The organism is Pseudidiomarina fusca, from assembly GCF_032227045.1.
Lineage (GTDB): Bacteria > Pseudomonadota > Gammaproteobacteria > Enterobacterales > Alteromonadaceae > Pseudidiomarina > Pseudidiomarina fusca.
Genome location: NZ_JANFPJ010000001.1, coordinates 237,308 through 260,118, shown reverse-complemented (window position 1 = coordinate 260,118; position 22,811 = coordinate 237,308). Strand labels below are relative to the sequence as shown.

The 22,811-nt window shown below is 48.4% G+C and carries 25 protein-coding genes; 11 read left to right on the top strand and 14 right to left on the bottom strand.

All coding sequences use genetic code 11. From position 1 onward, the window contains the following. Positions 1–5: 5 nt before the first annotated feature. On the bottom strand, positions 6–1,073 hold the full coding sequence (gene bamC / locus NOG12_RS01220; protein WP_313932191.1) for an outer membrane protein assembly factor BamC: 1,068 nt from the start codon (positions 1,071–1,073) through the stop codon (positions 6–8). Positions 1,074–1,075: 2 nt separating this feature from the next. Beyond that, positions 1,076–1,960 carry a 4-hydroxy-tetrahydrodipicolinate synthase gene (dapA, locus tag NOG12_RS01215; protein ID WP_153826061.1) on the bottom strand — a complete coding sequence of 295 codons (885 nt, stop codon included), beginning with the start codon at positions 1,958–1,960 and terminating at the stop codon, positions 1,076–1,078. 156 nt (positions 1,961–2,116) lie between these two features. On the opposite strand from dapA, the gene bcp reads away from it, so the two are divergent. Next, entirely contained in the window at positions 2,117–2,587 is a 471-nt protein-coding gene (bcp, locus tag NOG12_RS01210) for a thioredoxin-dependent thiol peroxidase (protein ID WP_313932190.1), read from the top strand. Here the strand turns inward: bcp and NOG12_RS01205 are convergent. Beyond that, positions 2,584–3,678 carry an AI-2E family transporter gene (locus NOG12_RS01205; protein ID WP_313932189.1) on the bottom strand — a complete coding sequence of 365 codons (1,095 nt, stop codon included), beginning with the start codon at positions 3,676–3,678 and terminating at the stop codon, positions 2,584–2,586. The genes bcp and NOG12_RS01205 overlap by 4 nt on opposite strands. A 160-nt stretch (positions 3,679–3,838) precedes the next feature. Here NOG12_RS01205 and bepA point away from each other — a divergent pair, with 160 nt between their 5' ends. Next, positions 3,839–5,353, top strand: coding sequence for a beta-barrel assembly-enhancing protease (bepA, locus tag NOG12_RS01200; RefSeq protein WP_313932188.1), 1,515 nt, complete (start codon positions 3,839–3,841; stop codon positions 5,351–5,353). Here bepA and NOG12_RS01195 read toward each other — a convergent pair. Continuing rightward, positions 5,350–5,826, bottom strand: a complete 477-nt coding sequence (locus NOG12_RS01195; RefSeq protein WP_313932187.1) for a TlpA family protein disulfide reductase — start codon at positions 5,824–5,826, stop codon at positions 5,350–5,352. The two genes, bepA and NOG12_RS01195, sit on opposite strands and share 4 nt — an antisense overlap. A 77-nt stretch (positions 5,827–5,903) precedes the next feature. Here NOG12_RS01195 and arsC point away from each other — a divergent pair, with 77 nt between their 5' ends. The 3 genes from arsC to NOG12_RS01180 are packed head-to-tail and all read left to right on the top strand — an operon-like array spanning position 5,904 to position 7,310. Beyond that, on the top strand, positions 5,904–6,257 hold the full coding sequence (gene arsC, locus NOG12_RS01190; RefSeq protein ID WP_313932186.1) for an arsenate reductase (glutaredoxin): 354 nt from the start codon (positions 5,904–5,906) through the stop codon (positions 6,255–6,257). A gap of 11 nt (positions 6,258–6,268) precedes the next feature. After that, a complete protein-coding gene (locus NOG12_RS01185; RefSeq protein ID WP_110075310.1) occupies positions 6,269–6,850 on the top strand; it encodes a flavodoxin family protein in 582 nt (193 codons plus the stop codon). Positions 6,851–6,887: 37 nt separating this feature from the next. Beyond that, a complete protein-coding gene (locus tag NOG12_RS01180) occupies positions 6,888–7,310 on the top strand; it encodes a DUF2069 domain-containing protein (RefSeq protein WP_313932185.1) in 423 nt (140 codons plus the stop codon). Here NOG12_RS01180 and hda read toward each other — a convergent pair. Both hda and NOG12_RS01170 read right to left on the bottom strand, forming a co-directional pair. Continuing rightward, positions 7,307–8,005 carry a DnaA regulatory inactivator Hda gene (hda, locus tag NOG12_RS01175; RefSeq protein WP_110075311.1) on the bottom strand — a complete coding sequence of 233 codons (699 nt, stop codon included), beginning with the start codon at positions 8,003–8,005 and terminating at the stop codon, positions 7,307–7,309. The genes NOG12_RS01180 and hda overlap by 4 nt on opposite strands. Then, the gene (locus tag NOG12_RS01170) at positions 8,002–9,297 is read right to left on the bottom strand and encodes a DUF2066 domain-containing protein (protein ID WP_313932184.1); all 1,296 of its coding nucleotides are present in this window, start codon (positions 9,295–9,297) and stop codon (positions 8,002–8,004) included. The genes hda and NOG12_RS01170 overlap by 4 nt, the downstream gene beginning before the upstream one ends. A 131-nt stretch (positions 9,298–9,428) precedes the next feature. On the opposite strand from NOG12_RS01170, the gene NOG12_RS01165 reads away from it, so the two are divergent. Next, positions 9,429–10,694, top strand: coding sequence for an MFS transporter (locus NOG12_RS01165; RefSeq protein WP_153826056.1), 1,266 nt, complete (start codon positions 9,429–9,431; stop codon positions 10,692–10,694). Here NOG12_RS01165 and pgm read toward each other — a convergent pair. After that, entirely contained in the window at positions 10,691–12,331 is a 1,641-nt protein-coding gene (pgm, locus tag NOG12_RS01160) for a phosphoglucomutase (alpha-D-glucose-1,6-bisphosphate-dependent) (protein WP_153826055.1), read from the bottom strand. The genes NOG12_RS01165 and pgm overlap by 4 nt on opposite strands. Then, a complete protein-coding gene (gene seqA, locus NOG12_RS01155) occupies positions 12,331–12,918 on the bottom strand; it encodes a replication initiation negative regulator SeqA (RefSeq protein WP_153826054.1) in 588 nt (195 codons plus the stop codon). Before seqA ends, pgm begins: the two co-directional genes overlap by 1 nt. A gap of 93 nt (positions 12,919–13,011) precedes the next feature. Between seqA and NOG12_RS01150 the strand changes: the two genes are divergently transcribed. From NOG12_RS01150 to NOG12_RS01130, 5 genes are all read left to right on the top strand, one after another. Further along, positions 13,012–13,815 (top strand): alpha/beta fold hydrolase, encoded by an 804-nt coding sequence (locus NOG12_RS01150; protein ID WP_153826053.1) that lies wholly within the window; start codon positions 13,012–13,014, stop codon positions 13,813–13,815. A gap of 60 nt (positions 13,816–13,875) precedes the next feature. Beyond that, positions 13,876–14,091 carry a DUF2788 domain-containing protein gene (locus NOG12_RS01145; protein WP_313932183.1) on the top strand — a complete coding sequence of 72 codons (216 nt, stop codon included), beginning with the start codon at positions 13,876–13,878 and terminating at the stop codon, positions 14,089–14,091. Positions 14,092–14,120: 29 nt separating this feature from the next. Next, on the top strand, positions 14,121–14,645 hold the full coding sequence (fldA, locus tag NOG12_RS01140) for a flavodoxin FldA (RefSeq protein ID WP_110075318.1): 525 nt from the start codon (positions 14,121–14,123) through the stop codon (positions 14,643–14,645). Between the two features lie 17 nt (positions 14,646–14,662). Continuing rightward, the gene (gene fur / locus NOG12_RS01135) at positions 14,663–15,106 is read left to right on the top strand and encodes a ferric iron uptake transcriptional regulator (RefSeq protein WP_110075319.1); all 444 of its coding nucleotides are present in this window, start codon (positions 14,663–14,665) and stop codon (positions 15,104–15,106) included. A 72-nt stretch (positions 15,107–15,178) separates the two neighbouring features. Next, entirely contained in the window at positions 15,179–16,396 is a 1,218-nt protein-coding gene (locus tag NOG12_RS01130) for a DEAD/DEAH box helicase (RefSeq protein WP_153826051.1), read from the top strand. On the opposite strand, the gene NOG12_RS01125 is transcribed toward NOG12_RS01130, so the two are convergent. From NOG12_RS01125 to NOG12_RS01100, 6 genes are all read right to left on the bottom strand, one after another. Further along, positions 16,356–18,068 (bottom strand): sensor domain-containing diguanylate cyclase, encoded by a 1,713-nt coding sequence (locus NOG12_RS01125; protein ID WP_153826050.1) that lies wholly within the window; start codon positions 18,066–18,068, stop codon positions 16,356–16,358. The two genes, NOG12_RS01130 and NOG12_RS01125, sit on opposite strands and share 41 nt — an antisense overlap. 90 nt (positions 18,069–18,158) lie before the next feature. Next, positions 18,159–19,823, bottom strand: a complete 1,665-nt coding sequence (glnS, locus tag NOG12_RS01120; RefSeq protein WP_313932182.1) for a glutamine--tRNA ligase — start codon at positions 19,821–19,823, stop codon at positions 18,159–18,161. A gap of 75 nt (positions 19,824–19,898) precedes the next feature. After that, entirely contained in the window at positions 19,899–20,861 is a 963-nt protein-coding gene (locus tag NOG12_RS01115; protein WP_313932181.1) for a 5-oxoprolinase subunit C family protein, read from the bottom strand. Then, positions 20,858–21,601 (bottom strand): 5-oxoprolinase subunit B family protein, encoded by a 744-nt coding sequence (locus NOG12_RS01110; protein ID WP_313932180.1) that lies wholly within the window; start codon positions 21,599–21,601, stop codon positions 20,858–20,860. The genes NOG12_RS01115 and NOG12_RS01110 overlap by 4 nt, the downstream gene beginning before the upstream one ends. After that, positions 21,598–22,401, bottom strand: a complete 804-nt coding sequence (locus tag NOG12_RS01105) for a 5-oxoprolinase subunit PxpA (protein ID WP_313932179.1) — start codon at positions 22,399–22,401, stop codon at positions 21,598–21,600. Before NOG12_RS01105 ends, NOG12_RS01110 begins: the two co-directional genes overlap by 4 nt. Next, positions 22,401–22,808 carry a hypothetical protein gene (locus NOG12_RS01100; RefSeq protein ID WP_313932178.1) on the bottom strand — a complete coding sequence of 136 codons (408 nt, stop codon included), beginning with the start codon at positions 22,806–22,808 and terminating at the stop codon, positions 22,401–22,403. Before NOG12_RS01100 ends, NOG12_RS01105 begins: the two co-directional genes overlap by 1 nt. Positions 22,809–22,811 lie beyond the last annotated feature (3 nt).

Genomic DNA, 22,811 nt, shown 5'->3' with positions numbered 1-22,811 from the left:
GCCTATTATAATTCACTTTGGCGTTTAATTTCAGCAGCTACAGGCGCAAAAATTCGATTTAACTCAGCCGCGCTAAAAGCTTCGCCGTTGGTGAAGAAAGTTAACGTGGTACGACGTCTATCACCGGTCACTTTTAACTCATAACTACCATTGGCAATATCTAACTTGCCTTCTTTGCTACTACGCCAAAAAGCTAGGCTTGAAGCACCTGACTTGTCTTTATCGTAATCCAAATAGTAGCGGCCCGTAGACTGATTCAAGTCATCAATTTCAAAGCCCAATTCTTCTACGACGCTGGCCATTAAGGTCCAACTGAAGTTAAAGCTAGCGCCCAATACCATCGCTGGCGAGCCTTCATCATCAAAGCCTGCATCAATCGCTAAAGTACCGTCTTCGGTTAAGCTGCCGACGCCTTGATATTGCATGATAGCAATTTCACTAACTACTTGGTTTAACAACCCTGCAGCGGCATCACGATCTTGTTTAGAGGCAAGTACCTCACCAATAGTTGGACCCTTATCTTGCCGCTCTGCAACTTCAACCAATAAGGACGCAGTGCGACCGTGTGGCGCAGATTCCATGATTAAATTAAAGCGCCGTTGAACTTGCAAGGGAGTTTCATTCTCACCTATTTGATACTGAGTGGTTAGCCAATCGGTACTAATCACTTGTTTATCTTGGATGGCTGCTACTCCAATATTACGCGCTTGTAACCCTTGCAATGCAGAGTTCCACACGTAATCAGAAATATTAGTCATCCCCTCAAGCTCATCAAAGTAAATGCGTGGCAGTTGCTCGGTTTCTTCTACCCGGCTGCCATCAGCTAAGGGCCAAACCACTACTGGTGCATTAATATCGACTTCAGTACCAACCGGCTCACTCGCAGGTACCGGTGGGATCTCGTAACGGTTAGTGCTAACCGGCTTGTTTAAACCATCAGCGGCTTGTAATTCTGGGCGTTGCTGCACGTCTGTGTATTCGAACGATCCTTGGGCTTGCCCGGCTGGGGTGTAACTGCATCCAGCAGCCATGGCTGCACTGCAGCAGGCCAAGGCGATTAATTTTAATTTCATTCTTACTCCGCTTTGATTAATCCAGCTTGTTTTAGTATGTGTTCGATATGTTGTTGCTGCGGAAGTTCCGGCTCAGTCATCGGTAATCGATAAACTGGGCGTAATTTATCCATCAAGGCTAGTGCCCACTTAACTGGTATCGGGTTTGCTTGTACAAACATAGCTTCGTGCAATGCAGCCAACTCGCTATCAATACGCTCAGCTTGCTCGCGCTCACCCGCTACCGCCGCACTAATCATCTGTTTCATTTGGGCTGGCACTACGTTCGCAGTCACACTGATAACCCCATGACCACCTCGCAACAAGAATTCACAGGCAGTAGGATCGTCACCACTCAATAAAATAAAATCTTTGCCGCAAAGTTCTTGCAGTTGTGCCACTCGTGTTAAATCACCAGTAGCTTCTTTGATACCGACAATATTCGGGATTTGAGCCAGTTCAGCCACTTGTTCGGGTAACAAATCGGCCGCGGTTCGCCCAGGCACGTTGTACAGTAACTGTGGCAAATCGCTGGCTTGAGTACAAGCAGTGTAATGAGCAATAAGCCCGCGCAACGAAGGCTTGTTGTAATAAGGATTCACATTTAAAAAGCCGGCCAAAGGCAGATGGCTCATGCGCTCAGTTAGATTGACCGCTTCCGCGGTAGAGTTCGAGCCGTTACCAGCAATAACTGCAATACGCCCTGCGGCGATTTCAGCAACTGCACTGACCACATCGACATGTTCGTCGTGACTCATAGTCGCGGCTTCACCCGTAGTACCCATGGCAACGATACCATCGGTACCAGCCTCACAATGCCAGTTAACTAAGGCTTCTAATTCTGTGTAATCAATATTGCCCTGTTGCGTAAATGGCGTCACCAGCGCAACAATACTGCCTGTTAGCATACTATCCCCTCAATCTCATTCTGATTTCCATGGTACTTTTACCACCCTCTAAACACAAGCGCTGGTTCATCTTTGCTGATTGCTCTTTGCGCTCCTGCGGCGCATCTTTTATGATGAGTATCGTATTCTCACTCATGTATGAACTAGGAGCGCAGTATGAAGCCATTAGCGGCAGGTGCAAAAGCCCCACAATTTACGTTACTTGATGCCCAACAAAACGAGGTTGCCTTAGCGCAGTTACTGCAGCAACAACGTGTCTTAGTCTATTTTTATCCAAAAGCCATGACCCCAGGTTGCACAGTGCAGGCGCAGCAACTACGCGACCACCAACAACAACTTGCCGCCCATAACATCACCGTCGTAGGTATTAGCACGGATGCGCCGACTCGTTTAGCAAAATTCAGCGAACGTGATCAGCTCAATTTCACCTTACTTAGTGATGAAGATCATCAAGTGGCCGAAGCCTTTGGCGTTTGGGGTGAAAAAAAGTTCATGGGTAAGGTTTATGATGGCCTTCACCGCATGAGCTTTTTGATTAACCAAGATGGGACTATCGCCCATGTCTTTGATAAATTTAAAACCAAAGATCATCACCAAGTGGTCCTCGACTACTTAGCTGATGCCTAACTGTTAGCCTCTTGGTCCGCTAACTTTGTTTCAGTAGCCACGGTTGGCGGCGATCGTAAGGCGGTAATCACCGCCTTCACCAAGCTAGCTAGCGGAATAGCGAAAAACACGCCCCAGAATCCCCAAAATCCGCCAAATACTAAAACTGCAGCAATGATGTAAACCGGATTAAGATTCACCACCTCAGAAAATAACAAAGGCACCAACACATTACCGTCGAGCGCCTGAATCACCAGATAAGCAATCATCACCCAAGCAAACATGGCACTCCAGCCAAACTGGAACAAGGCCACCAGCATCACAGGTAAGGTAACTACGGCAGCACCTATGTAAGGAATAAGCACTGAAAAACCAACCAACACACCGAGTAATAGGGCATAGCGCAGATCAAATAAAGTGAAACATAAATAACTCACCACACCCACTATCACCACCTCAACGGCTTTACCACGAATGTAATTCATGATCTGTAGGTTCATTTCATCACTTACTTGAGAAATAAGGCGGCGATTATTGGGCAAGATGGCGTTGATGTGATCCAAAAGCTGCCGTTTGTCCTTAAGCATAAAGAACACCAGTAATGGCACCACAATCAAATAAATGAGTAGTGCCATGGCGCCCACGAGACGGCTAAGGGATTGGCTGAGTAAATTCTCACCAAACGCGAGCAGTTTCTCGGTGGTGCTTTGCACATAATGATTGATATTAGCCTCGCTAATGTAGCCAGGAAACATCTCCGGTAGACGGTTAAGCAATACTTTGAGTTGGCTAAGCATTTGCGGCAGCTCGGCCACTAACGTCACCGTTTGTTGCCAAATCACTGGCACCATGAACAGCAACAAGATAATAAAGACACCTATAAAGCCGGTATACACCACGAGTACCGAGGTTAACCGGGGTAATCCGGTTTGTAGTAGCCGCTGCACCGGCCATTCAAGCAAATAGGCTAACACTAAGGCAACAATGATAGGGGCTAGGATATCCCCGAAAAAGATAATGACAGCAAAACTAGTCACTAATAATAGGAATAAGGTAACAGCATCAGGATCTGAGAACTTGCGGGTATACCAGTCTTTTAAGTATTGCAACATGTTCAAGTTTCCTTGCTAAAAAGCCTGTTAGCGTTTGCAGTTGCTTGTGAGATATCACATGATAGCTGGGTCGGGCTAAGAGTTACAGTAGCTGAACTGAAATTCACGGAACCTTTTCAGTCAACTAGACTCATAGCTACATCATTTAAGGTAAGAAATCATGCAGTTGAAGCGTCATTTAGCACTATCTAGCAAATCAAAGACATCTCCTAAAGCAGCGCTCAAGACGAGTGCCGGGGCTTTCAGTGCGATAGCTTTAAGCTTACTTTTAAGTTTATCGGCAACCACCTCGACCCCAGTTAGCGCCCAAGACCGGCTGCCAGAGATAGGTACCGCTGGCGCAGGGGTGATGTCGATTGAACGTGAGCTTATTTATGGCGATCTTTATATGCGACAAATACGTGCATCGGCGCCACTTATTCACGATCCGGTATTAGATGAATACCTGCATGATATGGGCAGCCGTATGGTTCGGGTTACCGACAATGTGCGTTTCCCCTATACTTTTTTCTGGGTAAATAATGACGCCATTAACGCGTTTGCCTTCTTTGGTGGGCATATTGGTGTGCATACCGGATTAATCGCTGCTGCCCGCACTGAATCTGAATTAGCGGCGGTAGTAGGTCACGAAATCGCCCACGTCTCGCAACGTCACATAGTGCGAAATATGGAGCGTATGCAGGCTAATTCCGCTACCACTATGTCAGCTTTTCTAGGGTCTTTATTATTGGCAGTGATTAACCCTACCCTAGGCATGGCGGCAATGACCACCACCACGGCAGGGGCGCAACAGGTACAAATCAACTACACTCGGCAATTTGAGCAAGAAGCCGACCGGGTCGGTATCGATATTCTTGCGCGAGCGGGCTTTGATCCAAACGGCGCGCCCGATTTCTTCGGCCGCTTAGCAGAGCAGTATCGCTACGCCACGCGCCTACCTGAGTTTTTACAAACCCACCCTTATACTGAATCACGGGTGGCTGACACGCGGCAGCGAGTAGCGCTAATGCCAAGAGTGGTTAAACGCGATGAACAGCAATTCTGGTTAGCAAAAATACGAGCCGAAACCAGACATTTACGGCAAAAATCTGAAGCTGAATTGCAACGAGCTATGAGTTCTAATGTTGCTGAATATGCAACTGCAGCTCGCTACGGCTTGGCGATTTGGTATCTCGACGACAATCAGCACCAGCAAGCAGCCGCAACGCTGGCACCTTTGCTGCAAGCAGACCCTCGCAATACGTTCTATCTTGATGTGCAAACGGATATTTTATTAGGGCAAGAACGCTATGGCGAGGCTTTAAGATTGCTAGAGCAAGCCTATATGCGACAGCCTAATGAACGTACCATTACCTTAAACTTTGCCAACGCCGCGGTAAAAGCGCGCAAGTTTCAGCTGGCTATCGATTTACTGCGTGATTTTTTACAACGCAATCCGCAAGATATCGTAAGTTTAGATTTACTCTCTACGGCCTATCGATTAAATGGCAATATTAGTGGCATGTACGAAGTGCAAGCAGACTTGGCAGCGCTGCATGGTGCTTTCGATCAATCGATTAATTATCTCCATAGCGCCCATAAGCAAAACGCACACGACCTCGACAAACGCCGCTTACAAGCTCGCATCGATAAACTCATGGAGCAGAAGCGGCAAGTTGACGAGCTCCGTAATTAATTCAAGCCGGTGGCATTTTTCAGCGATTGAATGGTTTGCTCACCTAATAACGGCCCTTTTACTTCACCCGCAGGGGTGACAATATAAGTAGCTGGTAACGCATTCGGGGTGGCGAACGGCAAATTCGGCAAGGGCTGATTTTGAATGAGAGGAAACTCAATACTGTATTGCTCTCGCAAGGCAGCTAGCTCAACGTTGTCTAAGCCATCGAAACTCACCCCGTAAAGGCTCACTTGGTCACCGTACAAATGATGAAACTCATTGAGTTCAGGCAGCTCACGTAAACAAGGCGCGCACCATTCTGCAAAATAGTTCACTACCACGTAACGTCCTTGCAACTGTTGCCATTGCTCTGGCCCATGTTGATCTGAATGAAAATCAGCCTCAGGCTCGTTGCTACAGGCCGTTAACGTGAGTGCTAGCAAGGTTACACCTGCCAGTTGTCCTGCGCCTTTCAATAATCGACAAACCATATGCTTTCCCTTAAGCTATTGCGTAATTTACTCTTATTCTTGTTATACGTAGATTTTAGCCAAAAGGATACTCAGACATGACTACTGTCACCATATACCACAATCCTCGTTGTTCGAAGAGTCGACAAACCTTGCAGTTGCTAGAGCAACAAGGAGCATCGATTGAGGTTGTTGAGTACCTTAAAACTCCGCTGACGGTAAGTCAGCTAGCTACGTTAGTCAAGCAACTCGGCATGGTTTCGGCGCGGGAATTGATCCGCTCCAAAGAAGCCATTTATCAAGAGCTGAATCTGGCCGAAGAAACCAACGAGCAAGCTCTACTTGAAGCTATGGTGGCTCATCCGAAGTTAATTGAGCGCCCCATCGTGGTGCGCGCTGAGCAAGCTCGCTTGGGGCGTCCGCCTGAGGCTGTGCTTGAGCTACTGGCCTAAGGACGACAGCCATGGCAGATGCCAACCTAACTCAGATTATTATTTTGTATTACAGCCGTAATGGCAGTACTCAGTTACTCGCTGATGCGATTGCTGCTGGGGTTGAACAAACGGGTGCAGTTGCCCTGCTACGCACGGTCGCAGCACCAGGTGAGCCAGCCAGCGCACGTGATTTAGAGCTTAGCGCTGATGAGCTTAACCAATGTGACGGATTAATTTTAGGTAGCCCTATTCGCTTTGGTCACATGAGTGCACATTTACAGCAATTTTGGGAAACCACGGCCGGAGCTTGGTTAAAAGGTAGCTTACAAGACAAACCTGCGGCGGTTTTTACCTCTGGCAGTAGTATGCATAGTGGGCAAGAATCAACCTTGTTAGCGATGGCGGTACCTTTGTTACATCATGGCATGATGCTATGCGGTATTCCTTACACTGAGCCGGCTATTCAAACCACCCAAACCGGTGGCTCACCTTACGGTGCCAGCCATGTTGGCCATGCTGCAACGGCGTTGAGTAAGGACGAATATGCCTGTGCTATTGCGCTAGGCCGGCGCGTTGCCAGCCTCGCGATTACCTTAAAAGCGGCTGCTTAAACCCATCTCTTGACGGTCAAACAACGGTGAGAATTCTATGACGAACGATGCTAACGCCAGTAAACCTATTGCCTCTGCTGAAACCATTCGTACGTTTCGGGTTATGGCTTTAACTGGCTATATCGGATTATTATTGTTTATGGTGCTGTGGCAACTGTTTTACACCCAAACGAGCGAGCTCAGTTTGACCTTTCGGTTGCTGTTTTGGGTACTACCCTTGCTGTTTGCTACGCCCGGTATCATTCGCGGCAAACCATACACTCATGCGTGGGCCAACTTCATTTTGATGTGGTATTTTTTACATAGTTTAACGCTGTTGTGGGTAGCTACCGAGGCTAAATATCTAGCGGTAGCCGAGCTTGTCTTAACTTGTATTGCGTTTGTTGGCTGCACCGGCTACGCCCGCACTCAAGGCCGAGCTCAGGGCTTAGGGCTGAAGAAACTCAAAGACCAAACCTAAATACCCAAGACATGTTTGACAAACGGCGTGGTTAGGCGCCGTTTGGCGACAATCGATGCTCTATCTAGTTGCTTCAAGCAAGCCATCAACGTACGCATATCACGCCCCAAGCGCTGCACCATAAATTGCGCAGTATCTGCACTTAAATGCAAGCCTAAGGTTTTTGCTCGTAGTTGCAGCGCTTGCGCTTTGTCGCCATCACTTAAGCTTTTCAGTTGCAGTGCCACACCCCACTGTAACCGCGAATGCACATCGGCCAAGGCCACTTCTAATGCAGCAGGCCCGGCATGCGCCGTCACCAATAATCGCGACGCCTGTTGCGGCTGTTGTACTTGTTGGTCGCGACAGCGATTCAACAAGGCAAATAGCTCATAGCACCAATCAGGATCATGGCTTACGCTATCAATATCGTCGAGACAAATTAACTTGTAGCGCTCTAATCCCTGCAGAACCTGTGGTTGCACTTGCCCATAAAGCTCGCGTAACGACACGTACATCAAAGGTTCTTGCGTTTCTGCACAGATGGCATGTAATAAATGGCTTTTACCCACGCCATGAGCACCCCACAAGTACAGTAAGGTGTCGGTGTGTGTAAGCGCCAGCGCTAGCGCATCCTGATTGTCCCCCACCACAAAGGTCGCAAAAGTTTCATCATCAGGAAGCTGAATAGCAAGAGGTAATTGGGCTTGCGTCATTCGCTACCAACCCAACGATACACCGGCATCGGCGGTGTTTTTGGTGGTTGTTCTGGCGTCTGTGGTGCCAAGAAGCGTTCGCGATAATTGGGTTGCGCTGGCTCAGTCTCGTGCCCAGGCACCGAGACTGGTCGCATCTGCTTGGATAGATCGATAGCTTGCAGAATTTGGCCGGGATTGGTTTGCAGCAATAAATTAAATTGTGCGGTGTGCTCGCCATAAGCCTCAATTTGCACATTTGCCACCGACGGCAAGGCTAACAAGAATTGCTCGGCGGCGATAGCCTGCGTTAACGAGGTGACATTTTGTACCTGCAGTTGCCATTGTTGAGTGCTACCGGCATGGCTACTGATCCGGTATCTTTGTGCCAATTGTGCCGTTACATCACTAATAAAAAGCTGAGCTAATTGCACTTGTTCGGAACTACTCACCTCGCCCCGCCAACGCAGCTCGCCTAATTGTAAGACCCAATCAAGTACCCATTGCGGGGCTGACTCGGCGGCACCTTCTATTGCGGCATCGCTGGGGGTTGGCTCGGCCTGGTATACACGAGCCGTAATAACACCGTCTGGGCTATAACGACTACTGGCAAAAGCTAAGGTATCCTCAAACCGCGCCCACACGTCAAGCACACTTAATGACATACTGTCATTTAGGTCTAATAAGGGCAGCTTAATGGGTAAACCGCGGGCATTGGCATGTGTCACCAACTGCTGCATGAACTCGCTAGCCTCGTGATTATCACCACTACCGAGTAACCGCCGCCGCAAGTTGAGGTCTTCATAGACAGTCCAAATTAACAACTCCGGGCGTAAATTACTCCAGACGCCAGAACCCGCTTCTTGTAACAAACGGTCTATTTGCGGTTGGTCAAATTGTACCCATAGCTGTAACTCTCGCGCTGGAGCTGGACTTGTATCATCATTACTAAGGTTACTGGAGTTACTTTTTGGCTGGGTTACTGCAGGCGCTTGCCGATAACCATACTGCACCACAAATTTACTCACATTTTGCAATGCCGATTGCACTAAGTCGTGGGATAACACCTGCTCGTCGCCAGAAACTTTTAATAAGGTATAGGTGAGTGCTTCACGCAACGCTTGGTTACGTTGTGCCACCGATTGGTCATTCACGGCGATTTGCGCCTGATACATGCGGGTCAACTCAAGTGCCGCCTGGACCGGCGCTGGCGTAGCTGCCACTAAGACCAGTGCTAGCGTCAATGCCAGCCATAGGGGTTTCATCACTGCAGCGATCATAGCAACCTCAGATAAGAACAATAGGTGCATCATAAACAGCCTACGAACCAGGAGCAAGTAACAAGCTGTGGATAACCTCTTGACGTTTCCGAATTTTTCACAACGTGGTAAACTTTCCATCATTGCCGCCCAAAAATACACCGCAACGCACAAGGATTGCCGCCATGTTAAAACAACAACTGCGCGCTATTAGCTCTCTGCTGACCAGCATTACCCTAATTGGTATTTGTACCGGCATGACCAGCACCTTGTTGAGTTTGCGCGCTACCATTGAAGACTTCGGCACCCTCACCACCGGGGTGATCATGTCAGCGTATTTTATCGGCTTCTTATTTGGCACCACTCGGGCCCCGAAAGATATTCGGCGGGTTGGCTACATTCGCGCTTTCGGTGGCTTAGCAGCCTTAGCGGCTGCCTCTATTCTAATTCAAGCCATTTGGGTTAATCCGGTAGTCTGGTTCCTAATGCGCTTTTTGACCGGTTTTGCTATCTCTGCCATCTTTGTGATCGTGGAAAGCTGGCTCAACACCATGGCTGACAATAAAAACCGTGGCACCTTGTTGTCGGTCTATTTAGTACTTATTTACGGTGGTTTAGTGGCTGGGCAATTGATTCTCGGGGTTGCTGACCCGGCTGGGTTCCTTGCCTTTGCGATTGTTGCCCTGCTGATCAACTTAGCGTTGATCCCGATCTTAATCAGCGTGACTGTTGAACCAACCACCCACGAAGCCAAGAAAGTGCCCATTCGCTCATTATTGAAGGTAGTGCCTTTGGGCATGGTAAGTGCCTTTATCATGCAAGCTTGTTATGCCATGTTCTATGGCATCGGCCCGATGTACGCCACCTATATCGGCTTAAGCGTAGGGCAAGTATCGTTATTTATGGCCGCCTTTATTTTAGGCGGCATGTTGGCACAGGCGCCAATAGGTTTATTATCAGATCGCATCGATAGACGCTTTATTATGGCTGCCTGTGCTGGTACTGCCGCCATCATGGCCTTTGTGTTATCACAATTGGGTTCAGAAACGGTGTGGTTAATCTATTTATGTGTAGGTTTGTTTGGCGCTTGCGCCCTGCCACTCTATTCTCTCGGCATGGCTCACACCAACGACTTTTTAGATAAAGACCAAATGGTTGGTGCAACTGGGGCCATCATAAAAGTAGGTGGCATGGGTTCAATCATAGGCGCACCATCGGTGGCAGCATTGATGCAGTTTGGTGCGGTAGATTACTTCTTTTTATTGATTATGGTGCTCACCAGTATTGTCTGCGGCTACTCACTCTATCGTGTGACTCGCCGTGCCAAACCTGAAGACCAAAGTCACAGTGCTTACGCGATGTTAACCCCGACCCAAACCTCCGATGAATTGCTCACCAGCTTAGCTGATGAGCAAGAGTATCAAGACGACGAAGCTGCTGCGGGGCGTTAACCCTGCAGCCAGATATGCACCAGTTGCTGAGCTTGGCTGGTCATTTCAGCAAGATGTTCAGCGCTGACAAAGCTCTCACAATAGATCTTATACACTGGCTCAGTACCTGATGGCCGAGCCGCAAACCACCCATTGGCTGTGGTGACTTTAACCCCGCCAATAAGGGCACCGTTGGCCGGTGCTTTGGTGGTAATATCTAGCACACTGTCACCTGCTAGCTCAGCAATCTTTAGCTTATAGGCACGAATATCACCAAAAGCGGCATTCAGCTCGCTCGATGAACTGACATCCACGCGTTGATAATAACTGGTACCATGCTTGGCACAGAGATCATCGTAATGTTGGCTAGGGTTACGCCCTGTTACCGCACAAATCTCAGCCGCCAATAGCGCTAAAATGATACCGTCTTTATCGGTGGTCCAAGCTTGCCCTTGCTTGTCTAGAAAAGTTGCACCGGCACTTTCTTCACCGGCAAACGCCGTGATGCCCTGATGCAATTCTTGCGCAAACCATTTAAACCCAACCGGCATCTCGCGCAGCTCACGTTGATGCGCAGCGACGACACGATCAATCATTGCACTAGATACCAAGGTTTTACCAATAGCCAGAGTTGACGACCATTGGCGCTGTGAACACAAATAATCAATCGCAACAGCTAAATAGTGGTTAGGATTCATCAAACCATGGGTAGGCGTTACTATACCGTGACGATCATAATCAGGGTCGTTACCTACGGCGATATCGTAGTTATCTTTGTATTTTAATAAGGACGCCATAGCATAAGGAGACGAACAGTCCATTCGAATTTTGCCGTCTTTATCAAGGCTCATAAACCGGAAACTAGCATCTACCGCGGCGTTATGAACCTCGATGTCTAAGCCGTATTGCTCTGCAATTAGGGCCCAATAACTTGCGCCAGCACCGCCCATCGCATCCACGCCAATCCGAATCTTTTGCTTGGCGATAGCTTCCATATCAATCACTTCAGGCAGACTATCTATGTACGCCTGGCGCCAATCCACTTGCTGCAGTAAGCGACTAGCTCGTACCTCAGCATAGGACACGGCTTCTACGCCCAAAAGCTCTGATGATAATAACGCATTCGCATATTTTTCAATGACTTTGGTAGCATCAGTATCGGCAGGGCCACCGTGTGGAGGATTGTATTTGAAGCCGCCATCGGTTGGTGGATTGTGCGAAGGTGTAATCACCACTCCGTCCGCTAGATCGCGAGTACGACCGCGGTTATAACGCAAAATTGCATGACTGATGACCGGCGTTGGCGTGTAGCCATCATCGGCTTGAACCTGTACTTCAATGCCATTACCAATAAAAACTTCTAGGGCCGTCATAAATGCGGCTTCAGACAAAGCATGGGTATCCCGCCCCACCAATAATGGCCCAGTAATCCCCTGCTCTTCACGATAGCGCACCAAGGCTTGGCTGATAGCTAGAATGTGTGCCTCATTAAAGGAGCAGTCTAAGGCACAACCACGATGCCCTGAAGTACCGAATTTTACCTGTTGCGCTGGATCGCGAGGGTCCACATCATTGACAAAATATGCGCTAACTAACTGCGCAATATTGGTCAAATCTTCTGCTTGTGCGGGCTGTCCGGCCCGTGCATGTATCGCCATTATAAAAAGTCCCTGATTTTTTCTGCCTGTTGCTCGCTGTAACCTAACTCAAGTGCCACCTGCGTTAACATCGATTTCTTGCGGGTGGTGTTATTATTAGTCACCACGTAATAAGGTGCATCCGGAATCTGCTTGGGATTAGTGCTGGTGCCACTGGCCGCTAATTCAGCTTCAGATTTCGCAAAATATTGGCGGTCGCGACCGCTAATCTGCAGCACTTGGTCAAACTGCTTAGCGTGGCATTTATAAAGCATACTAAGAATATAGAGAAAGCGTGCGACAACGCTGCGTTGCCCGGCTAAATCGGCTCGGGTCATCACATCAAAAATCTGCCGACCGGCTGGCGTAGATAACTTTTCCGTGCGCTCACTGGCGTTCACAATCGCTTGTTGTGTGGTTGGTGGCTGAGCAACTACCGGTGCAGCAGTGGGCTGTTCGCTACCAGCCTCGGTGGTACTGGTGGTAGCTACTACCGCAGGTAAATTTAGCAGCCGGCGTAAAATAGCCGAAGCACTCTCGCCAATATGCAGTGTATGACCGGCAATAAATCGGTATAATTCGTCATCAATTTCAATGCGTTTTGTCATTACCCGTTCGCTTCTTTTAAGTTGTGGGTGGTTTTACAAGGTTCACCAAAACGCTATTATACCCAAGCAACGCCAAGGGTACAGGAATTCAACATGAGTAACGCACAGATTCTTAATTTTGAACAGCTCGGCCCGTCACCAGATGCAGCTAAGCAGCAGGCCCCCGTGGTGCTATTGCATGGTTTGTTCGGCGATTTAGATAACTTAAAAAGTTTAGCAAAAGAATTAGCCGAGCATTATCCAGTGCTGTTAGTTGATGCTCCTAACCACGGTGATTCTCCTGAATTTGCTAAGATGGATTATGCCAGTATGGCAGCAGCCCTCGCTGCCACTTTAGACCATTTGCAATTACACCAAATACATGTGGTCGGGCATTCGATGGGCGGTAAGATTGCGATGGAGTTCGCTCTAACCTATCCCGATAGAACCCTTAGTGTCATAGCGGCGGACATCTCTCCTGTAGCTTATGACCCGCGCCATCGGCATATTCTGGAAGCTCTTATTAGCGTGGATTTAGACGCCGTGACTAACCGTCAAGATGCCGATCGCCAGCTGGCTAAAAGTATTGACAGCCGCGGCGTGCGGCAGTTTTTACTGAAAAATCTGCGGCACACTGACACAGGCTATCAGTGGCGGCTACCGTTAGCGCGCTTGGATACCTGTTACGATGCGATTTCTGGCGCCGTTCGCGACGGTCACTATGAAGGCCCGATTTTGTTTATCAAAGGTGGCGATTCCGATTATTTATTAGCGCAACACGAGGACGAAATTCGTTCTCGTTTCAGTAACATAGAGATGAAAATCATTGAGGGTACTGGGCATTGGCTGCATGCTGAAAAGCCACGTATTTTCAACCGTCTGGCGCTTGCATTTATCCAGCAACATTCTCGCACCTGAGCCGGTTGCATGCTATAATCAGCGCTTATTTTTCCGGCCTAATGAAATGGTGTTGCTGTTATGTTGTCAGAACATTACGAATTAATTGAAACGCTTGCGACGAATTTTGCCATTGCTGTGTTGTTTTTGCTGATCGGCTTAGCTATTCAAGACGTTTTAAATAAAGGCAACGTACCCAAGTATGGCCGCTGGTTCGTTTGGTTGGTTTTATTTTTAGGTTGTGCTGGCTTTATCGCAAAAGGCATTATTCAAGCCTTTTGGGAAGCGGGCATGTAATACACAGTTAAGTAGGTAGTAACGAATTTATGGCTAGTGTTGGTATTTTCTTTGGAAGTGACACCGGTAACACCGAAGCTGTTGCACAGATGATTCAAAAAGAATTAGGTAAGAACCTAATTGATGTATTTGATATTGCCAAATCCAGCAAAGAAGACATCGCCTCATACGACCTGTTAATGTTCGGTATTCCAACATGGTACTACGGCGAAGCCCAATGTGATTGGGACGATTTCTTCCCTGAATTAGAAGAAATTGATTTCAACAACAAACTGATTGCTATTTTTGGTTGTGGCGACCAAGAAGATTACGCTGAGTATTTTCTTGATGCCATGGGAACCGTGCGCGATATCGTTGAGGCACGTGGCGGAATTATCATTGGCCACTGGTCGACCGCAGGATATCAATTTGACGCCTCACGTGCTTTAGTTGATGATGACCACTTTGTTGGGTTAGGCATCGACGAAGATCGTCAGCCTGAACTCACTAAAGAGCGCGTGCAACAATGGTGTGCGCAAATCCGTACAGAGATGGGCTTAGACCAACTCGCCTAACTAAGCGATGTAGAGACATGAGCAGCAAAGACGAATTACAACTGAAAAAAGCCGGACTAAAAGTAACTTCACCACGGATTAAAGTGCTGGAGATACTCAAAAACCCGGCTAATCAGCACGTAAGTGCTGAAGACGTGTATAAGATCTTGTTGGAGAAAAACGAAGAGATAGGTTTAGCTACCGTGTATCGCGTTCTCAACCAATTTGATGATGCAGGTATTGTAAGTCGTCACCATTTTGAAGGCGGTCGCTCACTGTTTGAGCTAAGCAATAAAGACCACCACGACCATCTGGTCTGTTTAACCTGTGGTCATGTTTTTGAATTTGAAGATGAAATGATTGAACAGCGTCAACGTGATATTGCTACCGCACATAACGTTAAACTGACCAATCATAGCTTGTATTTGTATGGTGAATGTCAGTCACCAGATACCTGCGAAAACAATCAAAGTAGCGAATAATCCTACCTAGATACCGATGCTACCAGTGTGATACTGGTAGCATCCTCACGCAAAAAGAGACCACAGCCGTTGATGAGTTTTTCTGATTTAGGCCTAGCGCCAGAAGTTTTAAGTGTTCTTAACGAACAAGGTTATACCAGCCCTACCCCCATTCAACAACAAGCCATACCTTCTGTGTTAGCAGGCAAAGATGTGATGGCAGCAGCACAAACAGGAACCGGCAAAACCGCTGGTTTTACTTTACCTATCTTAGAATTACTCAAAGATGGTGAGCGCGCACGCTCAAACCATGTGCGTGCTTTAATTCTGACCCCTACGCGTGAACTTGCTGCCCAAGTGGCAGAAAGCGTAGCTACTTACGGTCGAAATCTGAGTTTATCCTCTGCCGTGGTGTTTGGCGGCGTGGGTATCAACCCACAGATGATGAAACTTCGCAAAGGCGTCGATATCCTCATTGCTACCCCAGGTCGGTTATTAGATTTATTTCAACAAAATGCCGTCAAATTTAATCAGCTTGAGATTTTGGTGTTAGACGAAGCAGACCGTATGCTAGACATGGGCTTCATTCACGACATCAAGAAAATCTTAAGAATTTTACCGAAGAAACGCCAGAACCTGCTTTTTTCAGCAACGTTTTCAGATGAGATTAGAGCGCTAGCAAAAGGTTTGGTGAATGATCCTGTAGAAGTTTCTGTCGCCCCTCCAAACACTACGGCTGAGCGAGTCGAACAATCCATCTATGGTGTTGAACAAAACCAGAAGACGCAATTGTTGGCGCAACTCTTGCGTGAACGCAATACACCGCAAGTGTTGGTCTTCACTCGTACCAAGCACGGTGCTAATCGATTAGTGAAGCAGTTGGATGGGCATGGTTTTTTGGCCGCCGCCATTCATGGCAATAAAAGCCAAGGTGCCCGTACCAAAGCGCTGGATGACTTCAAAAATAATCGAGTACAGGTATTAGTTGCTACTGATATAGCTGCACGTGGTATTGATATCGATTTACTACCACTGGTAGTAAACTACGACTTACCTAACGTTGCCGAAGACTACGTGCATCGTATTGGCCGTACGGCACGTGCTGGTGCTAGTGGCCATGCCTTAAGCTTAGTGAGCCCGGAAGAAGTGAAACAACTCAAGGCTATTGAGCGGTTGATTGATCAAAAACTTGAACGTATCAGTGCGCCTGGCTACCAACCGGTTGATTTAAACAAAGGTCGGCCGGCTCCTAAAAAGCCAGCCCAACAACCTAGACAACGTCGGCATCAGCCTCGTCGTCAGCCCAAATAACACAATTACGCCCTTTGTTTTTACCAAAATAAAGGGCGTGATCGGCTCGATACAACACACTATCCTTGTCGTCATCAACATGCACGTTGGTTAAACCAATGGTTGCCGATACTCGATAAGGCTGCTCTGTCCCTGTGCTAGGCACAAATTCTAATTCATTGACTAAGATGCGAATTGCATTAAGGCGACGCTTGGCATCTGCCGCATTAGTGCGGTGCAGTAACAATCCAAACTCCTCTCCGCCAGTACGAGCGAAGATATCACCGGGGCGTAATTGCTGTTGCATGAATTGAGCTAAGCGACGTAACACCGCATCACCTTCGGCGTGCCCGTAGTTATCGTTAATCTGTTTAAAATAATCAATATCAAAGATAGCTACAACGGCTTGGGTAGAAGGCGTAAAGCGCACTACCAACTGCTCAAGTTGCTGCATAAAATAGCGCCGATTATAAACCCCTGTTAATTCATCAGTAATGGACAAGCGTTCAAGCTCTTGCTCATAAATTTTTTGTTCCGTGATATCTCGCACTGTCCCGATCAGAATGTCTTCATGGATATACTGGTTATAGTCAGCTAACTCGTGCACCCAACGAACACTGCCATCCGGGCGAATAATCCGATGCACGACATCGTGCGTGCCGAATTTTTTTGCCTGTTGTTCACTCGCTAACACCAACGCTAAATCGTCTGGGTGAACAGCTTGCTGAAACAAACTAATACTAGGTTTTACGGTATCTTTATCGAGCCCGAAAATGTCGTAAATTTTATCTGACCAATAGAGCTCGCCGGTAGCAAAATTTGCTTTCCAGTAACCTAACTCGGCTATTTCTTGGGCTCGTTTTAAGGTGATTCGGCTTTCTTCCAGCTCTAACTCACGTTGTTTATCTAACGTGGTATCCACGATCTGACCAAACCAGTGATACACGCCTTCGGCATCCAGTTCTGGCATAGCGTTACCGGCCACCCAACGGGTTTGTTCTCCTCGTACAATACGATACTCGCAAAACCAAGGCTGTAGACTTTCGGCTGATTGCTGAATGCTACTGCGTACCCGTTCACGATCAGCCGGATGAATGGCATCAAACACGGCACTGCCATCGGTGCTAACAACGTCCGCATCAACCCCATAAATAGCTTTGATACCCGCACTGGCGTAAGGAAAACACATACGCCCATCAGGATACATAGAGAACTGATAGATAACCCCAGGCACAGTACTAGCTATGCGCTCCAAGCGATGATGGGCCATCACTGTGTCTGTCATATCAATCCAGACTCCGGTGAGCCATTCAGCTTGCCCTTGCCGATCGTGACTAATCACCGATACTGTATCGCGAATGGTACGCGCTTGGCCATGTGCTGCTGTCACCCGAAAGATCACATCAGCATGCTCAAGATCGCCAGCCCACAATTGTTGCATCACAGCCATAGCCGAATGACGACACTCTGCATGCATCGCTTCCACTAACAACTCAAAAGGATAGCTTTGTTCTCGCTGCCATGACTGGCCTAACAACTCAGCTAGGGCCGAGTTGATGAACATTTTCATGCTGGGACGATGTAACTTCCAAGTCGCTACTTTTGAGCGCGTCATCATGGTCTCAAGCCATTGCAACTGCTCACGTACTTGGGCATCACTTAAATCGGGGTATGGGTTTTTCGGTAACGGCATTAACAAACAATCCCTGCTGTTTTACTAGCAGGGATTGTGGCATTAAAAGTTGCGGTAACGCAAATCTATTTAACTTTTTGCTAAATTAGCTTACTCGCCTTCATCGGACCAAGTATCACGTAAACCTACCGTTTGGTTGAAGACCAAATGCTCAGCATTGTGGTCTTTGCTATCGGCACAGAAGTAGCCAATACGTTCAAACTGATAAGCTTTTTCTACCTGAGCGTCAGCTAACGAGGCTTCCACAAAGCCATGTTTAACCACTAAAGATTGTGGATTAAGCGTGGCCGCAAAATCTTCTTCTGCTGCTGGGTTTGGCACTTGGAACAAGCGATCGTACAACCTAAACTCAGCTGGTTTAGCATGAGCCGCTGCAACCCAATGGATAACGCCTTTTACTTTACGTCCATCGGCAGGATCTTGGCCTAAAGTATCAGCATCGTAGCTACAGAAAATAGTGGTGATATTGCCATGCTCGTCTTTTTCAACGCGCTCGGCTTTAATCACATAGGCATTGCGTAACCGCACTTCTTTTCCAAGCACCAGACGCTTGTATTTTTTGTTGGCTTCTTCACGAAAATCATCGGCTTCAATCAATATTTCGCGCGCAAAAGGTACCGTGCGAGTGCCCATACTGTCATCATTCGGATGATTTGGCGCTTGCAGTTGTTCAACGTGATCCTGCGGATAGTTCTCAATCACCAAACGCACCGGATCTAATACCGCCATCGCACGAGGCGCATGCTGATTTAGCTCATCACGAATACAAGCCTCCAGCATGCTCATCTCTACTTGATTATCCATTTTGGTGACACCAATGCGGTGACAGAACTCACGGATAGAAGCCGGCGTATAGCCGCGGCGACGCATACCAGCAATAGTTGGCATACGAGGGTCATCCCAACCACTCACTCGTTGCTCTTCAACCAATTGATTTAGTTTACGTTTACTCATCACCGTGTATTGCAGGTTTAAGCGCGAAAACTCAATCTGCTGGGGGTGGCATTCAATGCTGATGTTATCCAAGACCCAATCGTACAAGCGACGGTTATCTTGGAACTCAAGGGTACAAAGTGAATGGGTGATCCCCTCAATAGCATCTGAAATACAATGAGTAAAATCGTACATAGGATACACACACCAAGTGTCACCCGTTTGGTGATGATGAGCAAACCGAACCCGATAAATCACCGGATCGCGCATGCACATAAAAGGTGAGCTCATATCGATTTTGGCACGCAGACAAACTTCGCCTTCTTGATACTTACCCGCTGTCATGTCCGCGAAAATTTGCAGGTTTTCTGCAACGCTAGTATCTCGATAAGGACTATTGCTACCCGGCTGCTTCAGGGTGCCACGCATTTCTCGCATTTGTTCTTGGCTCGAAAAATCACAATAAGCCAAGCCCTTTTCAATCAGCTCTACCGCATAACCGTGTAATTGCTCAAAATAATCAGATGAGTAACGTGGTTTACCATTCCAGTGGTATCCCAGCCATTGCACATCGGCTTGAATCGAGTGCACATAATCCACTTTTTCTTTCAACGGATTGGTGTCATCAAAGCGTAAGTTACAGGTGCCTTGATAGTCTTCAGCAATGCCAAAGTTCAACACGATGGATTTGGCATGACCGATATGTAAAAAACCATTTGGCTCTGGCGGAAACCTTGTATGTACCTGGTTATGCTTTCCTGAAGCTAGGTCTTGATCGATAATTTGACGAATGAAATTACTACGGGGCGCATCTGCTGCCATGGATTCGTTGTCTCCAGTAAATAGACCTGAAAAAATGACCGCTATGATCGCAGGTTCTTAGCATAGGTGCAAGGCCTAACGCTGCACCTGAAAGAATTGATAAACCTGCTGCAAGTGGCGCGCTGCCGCGGTTGCGCTAACCCAGCGAAATTGTATTTCCGTAGCCGCTGGCAATTGCGCCAGCGTGTTCTGAGCCCGCCACGTTAGGGTTGCTAGTTTGGGATAACCGCCCAGCGTTTGCCGGTCTTTGAGCATCACAATCGGTTGCCCGTTGGGGGGAATTTGGACAGCTCCGACCGGTAGTGGCTCAGAAATGATTTGTGCATGAGGCCACTGCAAAGGCTCGGCTGCGGCTAAACGCACCCCCATCCGGTCTTGGGCTGGCGTCACTTGGTACAGCTGATCCGTAAAGAGTTGCTGTTGCTCCGGTTCAAACTGCGCATACTGTCCGCTAGCTATCACCTCTAGAATAACAGGTTTGTCGCGAGCGCCTGTGGCTGCGGTTGGTAACTGCGGCGCCACGCTGCGCCCGGGGCGGCGCCCCAGCTGAGTGCGATAACCAGGCACTGTTGCGTAAGCGATCTGATCGCCACTTTGCACTGCTTGTCCCTGCTGCTGCAATCCTCCTAAGCCATCACGCACCACGGTAGCAACGCTGCCGTAGACGGGCGTGGCGAGTAAGCCGCCAGCAACAGCTAAGTAAGCGCGTAAGCCAACTCCGCCCGGTGCGACCGTCAGGACGTCACCAGCCGCTGCCAGTTGAACCTGCTGCGCCGGCACTGGTTGACCGTTCAGGCTCATAGGCAGCTCAGCCCCTGTCACAACCCACGCCGTAGCCGCGGTAAATTCTGCACGAAAGCCACCCAAGGTAATTTCTAGCTGGGCCGCATTAAAGTGGTTATTTAACAACCTATTAGCCCACAGAAAAGCTTGCTCATCAAGAGGCCCGCCCACACTGATACCCTGGTGTAGATAGCCAAATCTGCCAAAATCTTGCAGGGTGGTTAGCGGCCCAGATTGCAGTATGCGTAAGCTCATTCGCGCGCGCTCGCTGAGTGAATGGCTGCTGCCGCTTGTTGATAGTAGCTTAAACTAATCGAACGGAAGCGAACTTGATCACCTGCTTGCAACTGCGGCCAGCTTACTGCTCGTCCAATCAATTGCCAGCCACCTGGCGAGGTGCGCGGATAAATCGCTGTTTGCTGATTGGCAATAGCTACGCTCCCGGCGGGGACCTGTTGTCGAGGCGTGGCTAAACGCGGCATTCGCAGTGGTTCAGGGACATCTCCTAAATAAGCAAATTGTGGCGCAAACCCCAATGCATACACATGATAGGTGGGTTGGGTATGCAAAGCTATCACTTCGGCTACTGACAAATTCGCAGCGCTGGCAATAGCTTGCAAATCAGCGGCTAATTCGGGGTGGTAACACACGTCAATCTGGTGGATTGTATCAGGCTTACTAGCTGGCGTTGCAGCCTGCAACTGCAGCACCAGCTCGGGCTGTGCTAACAGCTGCTGGAGCTGATATTGGGCAGCATCGGGCATGATGTGGCGAATATCTAACTGTACCAACAGACTATGATAAGCCGGCGCTAGCTCCAGCAGCCAAGGCCACTGGCCGCTCTGCTGTCGCTGTTGCAGTGCGTCTCGCAAAGCTAATACTTGCGCATTAATCTTGCGATCAATTCGGTTCGCAAAACGAACCAACAAGGCATCTGCGGCAGCTATTTCCACCTGTGCTAGGGGCTGCTGGGAGTCTGATAACCTTGCTGTCATTGCGGCTTGACTGCGGTCGTACCTGTGGTTGACCGCGTGACCTCGGTCAGGGCTTTACGAATAGCCGCTACCGTAGCTATAGACTCAGCATTATCACCATGTACACACAAGGTATCAGCCTGCAACTGAATGCTACTGCCATCACTGGCGTTAATGGGGTGTTGCTGGGCTAGCGCTTGGGCTTGGCTGAGAATCTCAGCGCTGGTCTGTAACACTGCATCGGCATGGCGCCTCGCACGTAACTGACCGTTGGCCTCATAACGCCGATCGGCAAAAGCCTCAAACCATAACGGCACGCGGTAGCGGTGAGCAAGTTGTTGCTGCCAAGTAGCGGCGGTGTTTGCGGCCGAAACTAACGGAGCTAGGGTCATTAAGCGCAAGGGTTGCTGACGATGACGATTACGCTCCGCTAGCACTTGCACGACCGTCTCAAACAAATGCGGTTGACTTTGCATATCGTTATACAAGGCGCCATGGGGTTTAACATAAGCTAAAGTCTCCCCTTGTTGTGCACAAATAGCCTCCATAGCCCCTATCTGATAGGTTAAAATGGCGGCTAATTCGCTTTGCTGAAAACTCATCGAACGGCGCCCAAACCCTTCTAAATCTGGATACGCCGGATGCGCTCCAATCAATACTTGGTGCTGTTTCGCCAAAGCTACGGTTTCAGCCATGATGGTCGGGCTACCCGCATGAAAGCCACAGGCGATATTGGCCATATCAATGTATGGCATCACTGCCGCGTCATTGCCCATCTGCCAGGCGCCAAAACTCTCGCCCATATCGCAGTTCAATAGCATCACTCATCCTTGCCTGTGGCAGTTGATGACGATTCTCGTGCCCCGGCAAAGCGTGCATAGCTATAGGCAAATAGATAAACGCCCAAACCTATGGTCGCTATTTGTAGTGCTGGCAACATCAAGATCGCCGTTTGATGAGCACCGAAAATAGCAGCAGCGCCGGTTAATCCGATGGTCATGACACATACGGCAATAAAGGTAATGGGCTCTAAAAATTTATGCAGTTGCTTCAGCCCAAGCAACTGCAGCAAGGCTCCCAACACCAAGCCCCACGCAAGTGGCACGCCCAACTTGTACCAGCCTAACTGGTAGTCAATAATAAGTGCGACAAGGCGCTCGTCACTGAGGTTATAAAACATTAGGCCAATTAAACCAGCCAAAATGACTAATCGGGTTGTTAACGCCATAAT